This is a genomic window from Photorhabdus temperata (assembly GCF_025384845.1).
Lineage (GTDB): Bacteria > Pseudomonadota > Gammaproteobacteria > Enterobacterales > Enterobacteriaceae > Photorhabdus > Photorhabdus temperata.
Map to the genome: position 1 here is coordinate 12991 of NZ_JAJAFX010000028.1, position 12192 is coordinate 25182.

Consider the following 12192-nt stretch of genomic DNA (forward strand, 5'->3'; position numbering starts at 1 on the left):
CATTGAGTGTTATCTCCCAACTTTCCAGTGTAGTGCCAAGAGTTTGAAATTTCTTAATCATCACGTAATGCCTGTACGGGTTCCATTTGTGAAGCTTTATGTGCAGGATGAAAGCCGGAGATAAGTCCTGCCACAATTGAACTACCTATCCCTAAAGGAATGGATAAAGGAGCTAGAGAAAATGACCAGCCAGAATAAAGGACAAAAAGAAAGGAGACGATGACACCTGTCAGTGTACCAAGTATTGCGCCGGCTAAAGTCAGTGATACCGCTTCATACAAAAAAAGGCGCCGGATATCATGGGGTCTTGCGCCTAAAGCCATACGCAACCCAATCTCTTTTCGTCGAGCCGAAACATTCATGAGCATCACATTTGAAATCGCAATGCCGCCAGTGAGTAGCGAAATACCCGCTAACCCAATCAACATAAAAGAAAAGGTTTTGCTTTGATCTGCCTGCCCTTTCAGTAGTTGTTGAGCTACCCGAACATCAATTTCAACCGCTGGAAACTTGCGTTTGAGCAACGCCAATAAATCCTTCGCATCGGTTTCTGTGGTGGTAGTCGTTATGGTACGAGCGATGATGCCATTCAGATCAGTATTGGGTGATATTTTACGCATGGCATTTATAGGGGCAATCACTACCGAATCCAGAGAAAAAGGAAAGATGGGGTTTTGCCCTTTTATATCGAAAATGCCAATCACGGTGTATAAATAATTGCCAATCTGAATCTGCTCACCGAGTATACGGGATGGATTCCCTTGACCAAGGGTGACGGCTACTTCATTGCCAATGACCAGATAAGGAGAGTGTTGATCGTAATCAGAGATAAATCGACCATGACTAAGTTGCAATTGCATAACTTTCTCAAGGTCCGCAGAGGACCCTATCATGGTAAATGTTTCTGTTTTCCCGTTATAGCGCCCGGGAGAAGGATAGTAGATCCAGGGTGCTGCTGAAGATAAACCAGGAATAGCCGTTGTCAGGTCGGCCATTTTAATTGATGTATTATCAACTCCATGACTATAGGAGTTCAGGTTTGCTGTAATGACGTTGATATCAAGCCCGCTGAACATCTTCAACGCAGCAAGTGTGGCGTTATGCCCGGTATTAATAAATGCCACAATAGACGCGCAACCAATAGCAATACCCGATAAAGCAAGCAGAGTACTTCTCACCGTTGCCATTAAGTTACACCAGGCTTCTCTCCATATCATTAATGCTGACATGCCATAATTGCTGGACTGACTATTATCATGCAATTGACCATCAATCATACGTAACTCACGCTGCAAGTAGAATTTATAAGAGCCATTGTTTTTTATAATTTCTCCGCTTTAATATTTATATTTATCATAATAAATAGCCTTTTATTAAAATAACCGACTTCTCTTCTACTAACGCTAAGAAATTAATAATTTAAACTTAATCTCATTAAATATATTTAATGGCAGTGAATTGCAATTATAAATAAATTATTTTCTTTGTGTGACTAATAATGAAATCATGATTTATCATAAATTACTATAATATAAGTTGGGTTTCTGATCTAGAGTGAAATATATAGTTGATTTCTAAATCTTAAAGTTGTAGCATCATCTGGTGATGATTTGGATTTAGCATGTATTATCACATATAACTTTATAAGTAATACATTTAAGTTGCAAATTCAAAAACTATTAACGGAGAATTGTTATGTTCAAGAAATTATTAACAGTTGGTACATTAGTAGCAGGTATTGCATTAACTGGAGGAATTGGGGTTGCATCGGCAGCTGGAGTGACATACAAGTGTGGAAGTGGATATATTACTGATAAGCTTATTGTGGGAAATACCATGTGGGTTGTTAATCCTTATAAAAATTTTGCAAATGTATTTAAATATAGTGGAAGCACATGGTATTTTAAAGGAAGCATTAGAGAGTGTGAGGGCGGTAAATGGGCTGGTTACTATGAGCGTCCGTAGGTAAAAGATAAGATCTTACCGATCTAGTTAGATGTTTCCAACACATTGACAAACCTCGTTGAAAATAACGGGGTTTTTGCTTTTATCATGAATAATAATATTTTCTTCATTTATTACGCGAAACCATAAATCATTTTATTATGTAACTAATAATAACATCACGACTTATGCATAAATTATGAAAATAGACATTATGTTTCTAATCTAGAATGAAATATATAGTTGTTTTCTGAGTTTTAAAATTGTACCATCATCTAGTGATGATTTTGATTTAGCATGCATTGTCACATATGATTTTATAAGTGATACATTTAATTTGCAAATTCAAAAATTATTAAAGGAGAATTGTTATGTTCAAGAAATTATTAACAGTTGGAGTATTAGCAACAGCATTAATCGGAGGAATTGGGACTGCATCGGCAGTAACTTGTAATTCTGAGGAACCAGGATATATTGGTGGGGGTAAGTATTATAGATATCTTACTAATCCTTATAATAATTTTGCCAATGTATTTACGGAGGATACTAGATTTGGAAAGATGACATGGTATTTTAAAGATCGTCTTGGAAGTTGTGAATTGAGTTCCGGATATACCGCTTACCAAGCTTACTATGAAGGTAGATTAGGATAAGCGGATAATTTTATTATAGATTTTTTAAAAAATACAGATAAACCTCGTTAAAAGTAACGGGGTTTTTGCTTTTATCATGAATAATAATATTTCATATTTTTCCTTATTAGCCTGTTTCAACTGCCTTTCATAACTCTATTTACTACATTCAAAATATTGATTGCAGCACATTGCATTGCAATTATTACGCGAAACCATAAATCACTTGATTATGTAACTAATTAAGTACATTATATTTTTTTAATATTTCTTTAACCCTATCCTTAGGGATAGAATACGAAGTATTACCATTTCTCCCAACCATTTTTTTGGCTGCAATCATGGCATTAATTATTGCTTCTTCTGTTGCATTGATTGTTGCCTCATACAAAGGATCTAGTTTGTCATTTGGCAGTATTTTTATTGTTCTTGCATCCTCTCTGGAAAATACATCATTATTTGCGGTTGAAAATGCAATAAATATCTCACCGCTGGTATTCCTGGCTACACCGCCAACTTTTGCAAGCCCAAGAGATACTCTTTTAGCTATTTTTTCTAATTGATGAGGAGCTAATGGTGCATCTGTGGCCACCACTGCTATTATAGAACCGGCATCCTTTATTTTTTTCTTATCTCCATGATATATCGGCTTGAGATCCTTTATTTCTTTACCAACCGGAATCCCAGAAATAATCAAGTCATCCCTATCACCAAAGTTGCCTTGAACAAGAACGCCAATAGTATATCCTCCATCTTCTTTATCCAGAATTCTTGATGAAGTACCTGTGCCTCCCTTAAACTTAAAAAGGTTCATTCCAGTTCCCCCACCGACATTACCTTCTTTTATCGCTCCTGATTTAGCACTATTCAATGCATTATATACATGTTCTTTTTTTACATGCATACCGTTTATATCATTCAATATTCCATCCCAGGTTTCTGCAACCACAGGTAATAACCAAAATAAATCATCTTTTAGTGGTGATGTTAGATTATTATCAATCATCCAACTAATTGTTGAGTCTCTAACAACACCAACACTGTGGGTATTGGTTATCAATATTGGTGTTTCCAAAAAGCCACTTTCTTTGACCCATTGATTGCCTGTCATATCTCCATTTCCATTTAAAGAGAATGTACTCGAAAACACAGGGCTAAATTTCTTTCCTCTTGGCAATATAGCTGTCACGCCTGTTCTTATTGGACCTTTCCCAACTTCTAGCTTTCCATCGCCTTCTATTATGGTTGAATAGCCAACTTCTACACCACTAACATCTGTAATCGCATTATATTTTCCCGTCACTCCAGAGAAAGGAATGCCTAAATCCCTTGCTCTAATCTCATTAGCTAAAGCATTAGAGGATATCATTGTCGATATAGATAAGATTATAATATTCAATATTTTCATAAATACTCCTTGTTTATCACAAGTAACGATACTTGTATATTTGCCAACTCATGATCGTTAATAAGTACGATCATGAGTTCCTTCCTTATCCTTAGCTAATGTGATGCAATGTTTCGCCGACAGCGTCAAAGAGACGATCCAAATCTGCCCTTTCCGCGTTGAACATAGGTCCGAATTGCAGCGTATTACCGCTAAAACGTACATAAAAACCCGCTTTCCAAAGCGCGATACTGGCATCAAAAGGACGTATGGCGGTATCACCGTCACGGGCAGCCAACTCAATTGCTCCCACCAAGCCACAGTTGCGGATGTCAGTCACGTTTGGACAGTTTTTAAGGGCATGAAGAGCCGTTTCGAAATGAGGGGCAAGCTCGGCTGAACGCTGGATAAGATGGTCTTTATCCAGCAGATCCAAGGTTGCTAACCCGGCGGCACAGGCTACAGGGTGTGCCGAATAGGTATGACCATGACTAAATTCCACAAGGTGTTCTGGCAATGGCTGAGACATAAAGGTCTCATAAATTTCACTGCTTGCCACTACGCCTCCCAGAGGAATGGCGCCATTGGTAATTTGTTTGGCAAAATTAAGAATATCTGGCGTCACACCAAAATATTCAGCACCGGTCCAGCGCCCCATGCGACCAAAGCCGGTAATAACCTCGTCAAAAATCAACAAAATATTATGCTGATCGCAAATTTCACGCAGACGCTGTAGATACCCTTTAGGCGGAATAATCGCACCAGCGGAACCACACACCGGTTCGATAATAACCGCCGCGATGTTTGAAGCATCATGCAGTTCGATCAATTTGAGCATCTCATTGGCTAACTCCACACCGCCGGTTTCCGCCATGCCTGGCGTGAACGCCATATCGGTTTGTAGCGTATGGGGTAAGTGATCGACATCCATCAATTGTCCGAACATTTTGCGGTTACTACCAATTCCCCCCAAACTAGTACCAGCAACATTGACACCATGATAGCCAAGTACACGACCAATCAGCTTAGTTTTTGCCGGCTGGCCTTTCACACGCCAGTAGGCGCGCGCCATTTTGACAGCGGTGTCTGTAGATTCAGAACCTGAGCTGGTGAAAAAGACGTGATTAAGATCACCAGGTGTCAAATTGGCAATTTTTTCTGCCAGTTGAAACGACAAGGGATGACCGAACTGAAAGCCTGGTGAGTAATCAAGTGTACTCAATTGAGTAGCGACAGCTTTCTGAATTTCTGTTCGGGTATGACCCGCTCCACAGGTCCAAAGACCAGACAGGCTGTCATAAATTTGGCGCCCTTTATCATCCTTCAGCCACTGCCCTTCGGCAGCAACGATAAAACGCGGATCGCGGTGGAAATTTCGGTTAGCACTGAATGGCATCCAGTGAGATTTCAGGTTTAACGATTCAGAAAAACGGGTCTCAGACATAGTTAACTTCCTCTCACAAAAGTAAAATTTGAGTTTAGTTCAATCTCTAATTTTTGCCAACAATAATTCTCCGATTTGTTATGTAGATATATCGTGGCCTAACATGTAATTACCCCGTAAGCCAATCAAGTTGCCAAATGGGTCTTCCACTTGACACATCCCCAGACCATCTTCAATAGCCATTGGACCTCGATACAGCCTGGCACCAAGTTGCTGAAAATGTTCAATTGCATCTTTAAGGTCAGGAACAGACCAATACATTACCGTACCTTTTTTACCTGCTCCTACTTTGTCATCAGCTTGCACAATTTCCAGCGAAAATCCGTTGATTTTTAGAACCGTAAAATCGAATTCTTCCAGATATACACTTCGAGCTTCTGGAAAAGCTTCTTTGTACCAATCAAGCCCTGCTTTCACATTGGGAACATGAATTAATAAAGCTATCGGCTTCAGATTGCATCTCCTTGTCGTTAAGTAACGCTATCTATAAAAATATAGGGTGGAAAAACCACCCTATGTGAACTCAATATCAGAGCTAACAACTTTTATATCCTGTGGTTCTAATAAAAAATAGTACCATTAATGCAAGTCACCGCGCTGCCACCGACCAAAATCTTACCGTCAGAGTGACTAAGCTGTAGACGTCCCTGACGGCCAAGTCTTTTGCCCTGTGATGAATGAACAATTTTATCGTTAATCATAGCGATTTTGTGGTAACGCATGAATGCAGCAACACTGCCGTTTCCACTGCCGCATACAGGATCTTCATTCACACCACATGAAGGCGCGAAAGAGCGCACTTCAATATCGGCTTCTCCCCCTTCCTGATAGGAGCCATAGAGACAAATCCCAGTGATGTTCATTTGAATGTCGTGCTCATGCAGCTTGGTATAATCAGGTTCCGCTGCCAGAACGGCTTCTGCTCCTGTGGTATGGGCGACAATCCAGCGAGCTCCAACGTCAATAAGTGCAGGGGCCAACGTGCGATCTAGCTGACAACCGAGAATGCTTTCGAGGAGATCTGTTTGCCCGGTACTGAGCGGTGTGATGGTCGGTTCTGGTAGTTCAAAGGTGATTGTTGTATGACCTTCTTGTGTTTCTGTCACGTTCAGTGTAATTAATCCCGCCTCACATTCCTGAATCAGTTGTCCCCTGCTCACCTGAATTAAGCCGGCTTCAAGAAGAGCATATGCGGTACCTATCGTAGGATGACCGGCAAAAGGGAGTTCACTGGCAGGTGTAAAAATCCGTACACGGTAATCTGCTAATGGGTTTTCTGCGGGGAGGACAAACGTAGTCTCTGAAAGATTGGTCCAGTTAGCAATATCCTGCATCTGTATCGGTGAAAGTTCCCTAGCATCCATGATAACGGCAACGGGATTTCCCTTGAAAGGCTGGTGAGTGAATACATCAACCTGCTTAAATGGTACGAAAGACATAAAATTTCCTTATATAGTGCCAAATTTGTAAGTGTGTCAGGGAATGATATTAAGAGCTGAAAATATGACAAAATGGTAGTTTGATGTCAAACAATCCATCATTATTATTAACGCAGTGGTTTATAATAAAAGAACAAAATCAATATAAAAATATGTGATGAAACTCCAAAAAACGAATTAAATTAAACCATTTGTGAAATAACACAATATTAATCTTAAGATCACTGTGTTTAATTCGTTCAAATAAATCAATTCCCCTATGGGGATTTTATTTTCATTTAATAACGTCAGGATATAAAACATGATTAAATTTATTTATACAAATGATAAAGAAAAATGGAAAGAAGAATCATCGATCACAAGAACGAATAAAAAAGCCAATTTAATTATCACCAACAAACGAGGTCGAAAACTAGACGGATTTGGTGGTTGCTTTAATGAACTTGGGATGAAGGCTTTACTCGATCTGGATAAAGAAAATAGAAAAATTGTTTTAGATAAATTATTTTCTCCGGATGGAGAATGTAAATTTACATTAGCCAGAATGCCTATTGGCGCCAGTGATTACGCTGTTTCTTGGTATAGTTTAAATGATATTGAAGATGATTATAGTATGGCATATTTCTCAATCCAAAGAGATAAAAGTCTACTTATTCCCTATATAAAAGAAGCTTTAAACAGACAACCAAATTTAAAAATATCGGCTTCACCATGGAGCCCTCCTGTATGGCTTAAAACTCATCAAGTATATAATTTTGGCAAACTAAAGAGTGACGCTCAAAGCCAGGATGCATATGCTTTATATTTCACAAAATTCGTCGAATCTTATCATAAAGAAGGAATTTCAATTGCTCAGGTCCATATCCAGAATGAAGTCGCGGCGGATCAAAAATTTCCTTCTTGTGTATGGAGCGGCGAGCAATTAAGAGATTTCATAAAAGAACACCTCGGTCCAAAATTTGAAAAAGATAATATCAAGACTGAGATTTGGTTAGGTACCATTAATTCACCTGAATTCTTTAAAGAAGTCGGTCAGGATTATGATAATTACGCAAACTGTGTATTACGTGATGAAGACGCCTATAGATATGTGAAAGGCGTTGGTTATCAATGGCAAGGGAAAAATGCTATTCAAAGAACAGTACAAAGCTATCCAGAATTAAAATATTATCAAACTGAAAATGAATGCGGTGATGGTAATAATAGTTGGGAATATGCCCATTATGTATTTACACTTTTCAGGCATTATTTAACTAATGGGGCTAATGGTTATTTGTATTGGAATATGGTATTGCATTCAGGTGGAGAAAGTAGTTGGGGTTGGAAACAGAATAGTATGATAAGTATTCCAATAGGTAAAAACGAAGTGATATATAATCCAGAATATTATGTCATGCGCCATTTTTCTGGTTTAATTTTACCTGATGCAAAACATATCGAATTAGAAGGCCATATGTCAGGAAATGCTGTCGCTTTCGAAAATAAAGAAGGTTCCATTATTGTTAATATAAATAACTCTTATCAAGAAAAGAAACTATTAAATATCAAACATAATGATGATGTTTGGCGTGTTTGTTTAGAACCCAATTCTATTAATTCGATTATTTTTCTCTAAATTATCATCATCTTGGTTTTTACTGGAGTATAAATCTTCTGAGTGGGGGTGATAGATTGGTTTTATAGGTATTCTATACGGTTTATCTGGGATAATTACCCCCTATTGATTCAATCATAGGTTATTATTAAAAATATATTTTAATATTTAATTTTCTAGGTGTTTTTATATCTGTCTCGATATTCTTTTGGTGTCATATTATAATTTCTTTTAAACATAGAATAAAAGTAATGTAAAGATGAATACCCACAAATACTAACGATTTCACTTATTGGAATAGAGGTGTGCGTTAAAATATTTTTCACTTTATCTAATTTCTCATTATGAATAATAGTATGAATTGTTTGTCCAAATTCTTTTTTAAAACGATTTTCAAGATTGGAGCGTGATATGCCTACAGCATCAATAACTTGTTCAACCTTTATCCCCTTACAGGCGTTATGACGAATATAATGCATTGCCTGAATGACCAGCGGATCTTTTAATGCGCGGAAATCTGTCGATTGCCTTGCAATAACTTTCAAAGGCGGAATTAATTGGCGGTGATATTTTTTGGGAGAATAACCTTCAAGAAGTTGATGAAGTAATTTTGCTGCTTGGTAGCCCATTTTTTGTGTCCCTTGTACAACGGAAGACAGTGCTGTACGTGAAAGAAAACGTGCTATTTCTTCATTATCTATGCCTATAACACAGATTTTATCAGGTATAGGAATATCCAGATGTTCACATACAGATAATATATGTCTGGCTCTTGCATCTGTCACAGCAATAATGCCTGTATTAGGTGGTAAAGTTTGGATCCAATCTTTTAATCTATTTTGTGCGTAAGACCAGTTTTCTGGTGTTGTTTCCATCCCTTGATATACAACACCTTGATATTGTTCTTTTTCGATCAATTGCCGGAAAGCGTGTTCACGTTCTATTGCCCATCGTTTGCCACTTACCTGAGGTAAACCGTAAAATGCGAAACGTTTAATCCCTTTATCTTTTAAATGATTAAATGCACTTTCTATTAAAGCAAAGTTATTCGTAGCAATATAATGTGCTGCCGGATAGTTATTTTCTTGGAGGTAAGAGCCACCGACACCAATAACAGGAATGTTTAGCTGACTAAAAGAACGTTGAATTTCTATATCATCAAAATCAGCAATAATTCCATCACTATGTAATGTTTTTAAAGTATTTAATTTCGTGGTGAAATCTTCTTCAATGAAGATGTCCCAATGACATTGGGATGCCTGTAAATATTCACCTATTCCTTCTATTACCTGGCGGTCATAAGCTTTATTTGCATTGAACAATAATGTTATATGGTAGCGTCTATTCATCATGGGCAACCCTATGGATTAAAATTGAATATATACAATATAAATAATCATTCTTTTTCTATTTTCAGAGTTAAATTAATACCCAATTATGGGATGGAGCACACAATTAACAACAATCTTAATGGAGAAATAAAATAACACAATTGAAAAGAGAGGCATTGATGAACAAAATATTATACACACGTATGTCTGTTAGAGGCGGGTATGTACATGTATTTTGAAAAAATAAATAGAATTGATTATGAAGGTACACAAAGCAATAATCCATTAGCCTTCCGGCACTATAACCCGGAAGAGATTATTCTGGGCAAGAAGATGAAAGATCATCTGCGCTTTTCTGTCTGTTATTGGCACAGCTTTTGTTGGAATGGCGCTGATATGTTTGGTTCTGGCGCATTTGAACGTTTTTGGCAAAAAGGAGGTGATACCTTAGAATTGGCTAAACTTAAAGCCAGTGTTGCTTTTGAGTTTTTCTCCAAATTGAATATTCCTTTTTATTGTTTCCATGATATTGATGTGGCTCCTGAAGGCTCTTCCCTAAAAGAATATATTTATAATTTGGGTGTTATGTCCGATATTCTGGCAAACAAACAAGAAAAAACGGGTGTTAAATTGTTATGGGGAACGGCAAATTGCTTTACAAACTCACGTTATGCTGCCGGTGCGTCAACTAACCCGGATCCAAATATTTTCGCTTACGCGTCAGCACAGGTATGCCAAGTTATGCAGATGACTAAAAAACTGGGTGGTGAAAACTACGTACTTTGGGGAGGACGTGAAGGCTATGAAAGTTTGCTGAATACAGATTTACGCCAAGAAAGAGAACAAATAGGTCGTTTTATGCAGATGGTTGTGGATTACAAATACAAAATTGGTTTTCAGGGGACTTTGCTGATAGAACCTAAACCTCAGGAGCCTACTAAGCACCAATATGATTATGATGTGGCTACTGTTTATGGTTTCTTAAAACAGTTTGGCTTAGAAAATGAAATCAAGGTTAATATTGAAGCCAACCATGCCACATTATCTGGGCACTCATTTCAACATGAAGTTGCCACAGCAATTGCACTGGGTATATTCGGTTCTATTGATGCGAATCGTGGAGATGCTCAACTTGGTTGGGATACAGACCAATTTCCGAATAGTGTAGAAGAGAATTCACTTGTGATGTACGAGATCGTGAAGGTTGGTGGGTTTACAACTGGTGGTTTAAATTTTGACGCAAAAGTCCGCCGGCAAAGTATTGATGTTTATGATCTATTTTATGGACATATTGGTGCGATTGATACCATGGCTTTATCTTTAAAAAATGCAGTGAAAATGTTGTTGGATGGCAAATTAGATAAGTATATCGCTCAACGTTATTCTGGCTGGAATAGTGAATTAGGTAAAAATATTCTTAAACGAAAAATGACACTGGATGAAGTGGCCCGTTACGCAGAAAAACTAACTCAAGAACCTAAGCATCAAAGTGGGCAGCAGGAATTACTGGAAAATCTTGTTAATCGCTATATTTATGGCTAAAGCAATTCAATTGCTCCGCCATTTAATTAAAAAACTTACTTATTATATGAAGGATGCTTGGAAGTAAATAATCATGCAGTTGTCATTATAATTATCGAAAAACACACGATTGGCTTTGTTAAGTGACGTTCTTATGACTTGTCAGAAAAATAAAAGAAAATAGGGATGTTGTCATATGATTTCTCTAATATAAAGAAGAAATCGATATTTGATTTTGTATATTGATCAATATTTTAATCGTATTTTTTAACATGGGGAAATTAATATGCCAAATAATCGTGTAGCTTATCGGGCTGATACTCGTCCACCTGAACAAATATTTAATACGGGATTTCTTCCCCGTTTCCCTGGAGGCGTGAGAATCCAAGAAGGAGGGCAAATGATAGGTGGAATATCAACATCGAAAGAGCTTTCTATCGCAATGAACTATGCTGCGCTATATGAAGGCTATGTATATGCAGTCAGAGCTAATGGTGTTGATTTATTGGAGTATTTTGTCAGAATAAATGCATCTTCTGGGGTAATAAGGAATGCGACAACGCAAATGGAAATAGCTTGTGAAAGGATTTTGGCAAAAGATGTGCTGGCCGCACGGAAAGTGCTTATTTCAGGAAATAAAAGGGTCTTCTCTGGGGAACTTTACATCAATCCCCTTGCTGCTGAAGCACCGGAACTTCAAATTATCAGAATGTTAATGTCTTCAGATATTGCTGTTTGTGAACCTTCATTTCATTCCTAATGATAAATTTTACGAATGCAATATTCTAACATTAAAGAAATTTAATGCGGAAATTTGATAATGAATTACGTCAACTTTTTCGACAGGTGAATTTTGTCCAGAAATTTACGGTCTGAAATGTATTTGCAAAAGCGAGACCG

Annotated in this window: 11 protein-coding genes; 5 read left to right on the top strand and 6 right to left on the bottom strand. The window is 37.6% G+C overall.

Annotated elements, in window-relative coordinates; genetic code table 11:
- Nucleotides 1-53 precede the first annotated feature (53 nt).
- Nucleotides 54-1277, bottom strand: a complete 1224-nt coding sequence (locus LGZ99_RS12485; RefSeq protein ID WP_235184774.1) for an ABC transporter permease — start codon at nucleotides 1275-1277, stop codon at nucleotides 54-56.
- Nucleotides 1278-1695: 418 nt separating this feature from the next.
- Here LGZ99_RS12485 and LGZ99_RS12490 point away from each other — a divergent pair, with 418 nt between their 5' ends.
- On the top strand, nucleotides 1696-1965 hold the full coding sequence (locus LGZ99_RS12490; protein ID WP_036839816.1) for an LCI fold-containing protein: 270 nt from the start codon (nucleotides 1696-1698) through the stop codon (nucleotides 1963-1965).
- 350 nt (nucleotides 1966-2315) lie between these two features.
- Nucleotides 2316-2597, top strand: a complete 282-nt coding sequence (locus LGZ99_RS12495) for a hypothetical protein (RefSeq protein ID WP_036839818.1) — start codon at nucleotides 2316-2318, stop codon at nucleotides 2595-2597.
- A 217-nt stretch (nucleotides 2598-2814) separates the two neighbouring features.
- Here LGZ99_RS12495 and LGZ99_RS12500 read toward each other — a convergent pair whose 3' ends face one another.
- The 4 genes from LGZ99_RS12500 to LGZ99_RS12515 all read right to left on the bottom strand — a co-directional run bounded on the left by LGZ99_RS12500 (nucleotide 2815) and on the right by LGZ99_RS12515 (nucleotide 6846).
- Nucleotides 2815-3984 carry a DmpA family aminopeptidase gene (locus LGZ99_RS12500; protein WP_262979155.1) on the bottom strand — a complete coding sequence of 390 codons (1170 nt, stop codon included), beginning with the start codon at nucleotides 3982-3984 and terminating at the stop codon, nucleotides 2815-2817.
- Between the two features lie 91 nt (nucleotides 3985-4075).
- Nucleotides 4076-5407: an omega-aminotransferase AptA gene (locus tag LGZ99_RS12505; protein WP_036839823.1), complete on the bottom strand. Its 1332-nt coding sequence runs from the start codon at nucleotides 5405-5407 to the stop codon at nucleotides 4076-4078.
- 78 nt (nucleotides 5408-5485) lie between these two features.
- The gene (locus LGZ99_RS12510) at nucleotides 5486-5824 is read right to left on the bottom strand and encodes a VOC family protein (protein ID WP_235184775.1); all 339 of its coding nucleotides are present in this window, start codon (nucleotides 5822-5824) and stop codon (nucleotides 5486-5488) included.
- Nucleotides 5825-5967: 143 nt separating this feature from the next.
- Entirely contained in the window at nucleotides 5968-6846 is an 879-nt protein-coding gene (locus tag LGZ99_RS12515; RefSeq protein WP_036839827.1) for a PhzF family phenazine biosynthesis protein, read from the bottom strand.
- Nucleotides 6847-7147: 301 nt separating this feature from the next.
- Here LGZ99_RS12515 and LGZ99_RS12520 point away from each other — a divergent pair, with 301 nt between their 5' ends.
- Nucleotides 7148-8461 carry a glycoside hydrolase family 30 protein gene (locus LGZ99_RS12520; protein ID WP_036839828.1) on the top strand — a complete coding sequence of 438 codons (1314 nt, stop codon included), beginning with the start codon at nucleotides 7148-7150 and terminating at the stop codon, nucleotides 8459-8461.
- Between the two features lie 155 nt (nucleotides 8462-8616).
- Here LGZ99_RS12520 and LGZ99_RS12525 read toward each other — a convergent pair whose 3' ends face one another.
- Entirely contained in the window at nucleotides 8617-9792 is a 1176-nt protein-coding gene (locus LGZ99_RS12525; protein WP_036839830.1) for a XylR family transcriptional regulator, read from the bottom strand.
- Between the two features lie 201 nt (nucleotides 9793-9993).
- On the opposite strand from LGZ99_RS12525, the gene xylA reads away from it, so the two are divergent.
- The gene (gene xylA, locus LGZ99_RS12530; RefSeq protein WP_036839832.1) at nucleotides 9994-11313 is read left to right on the top strand and encodes a xylose isomerase; all 1320 of its coding nucleotides are present in this window, start codon (nucleotides 9994-9996) and stop codon (nucleotides 11311-11313) included.
- Between the two features lie 265 nt (nucleotides 11314-11578).
- Nucleotides 11579-12052 (top strand): hypothetical protein, encoded by a 474-nt coding sequence (locus LGZ99_RS12535; protein WP_021323668.1) that lies wholly within the window; start codon nucleotides 11579-11581, stop codon nucleotides 12050-12052.
- The last annotated feature ends 140 nt before the right edge of the window (nucleotides 12053-12192 follow it).

Coding starts and splice junctions, on each gene's coding strand:
- LGZ99_RS12520 (WP_036839828.1), top strand. CDS start 7,148: ATGATTAAATTTATTTATACAAATGATAAAGAAAAATGGAAAGAAGAA.
- LGZ99_RS12495 (WP_036839818.1), top strand. CDS start 2,316: ATGTTCAAGAAATTATTAACAGTTGGAGTATTAGCAACAGCATTAATC.
- LGZ99_RS12505 (WP_036839823.1), bottom strand. CDS start 5,407: ATGTCTGAGACCCGTTTTTCTGAATCGTTAAACCTGAAATCTCACTGG.
- LGZ99_RS12485 (WP_235184774.1), bottom strand. CDS start 1,277: ATGATTGATGGTCAATTGCATGATAATAGTCAGTCCAGCAATTATGGC.
- LGZ99_RS12525 (WP_036839830.1), bottom strand. CDS start 9,792: ATGATGAATAGACGCTACCATATAACATTATTGTTCAATGCAAATAAA.
- LGZ99_RS12515 (WP_036839827.1), bottom strand. CDS start 6,846: ATGTCTTTCGTACCATTTAAGCAGGTTGATGTATTCACTCACCAGCCT.
- LGZ99_RS12535 (WP_021323668.1), top strand. CDS start 11,579: ATGCCAAATAATCGTGTAGCTTATCGGGCTGATACTCGTCCACCTGAA.
- LGZ99_RS12490 (WP_036839816.1), top strand. CDS start 1,696: ATGTTCAAGAAATTATTAACAGTTGGTACATTAGTAGCAGGTATTGCA.
- LGZ99_RS12500 (WP_262979155.1), bottom strand. CDS start 3,984: ATGAAAATATTGAATATTATAATCTTATCTATATCGACAATGATATCC.
- xylA (WP_036839832.1), top strand. CDS start 9,994: ATGTACATGTATTTTGAAAAAATAAATAGAATTGATTATGAAGGTACA.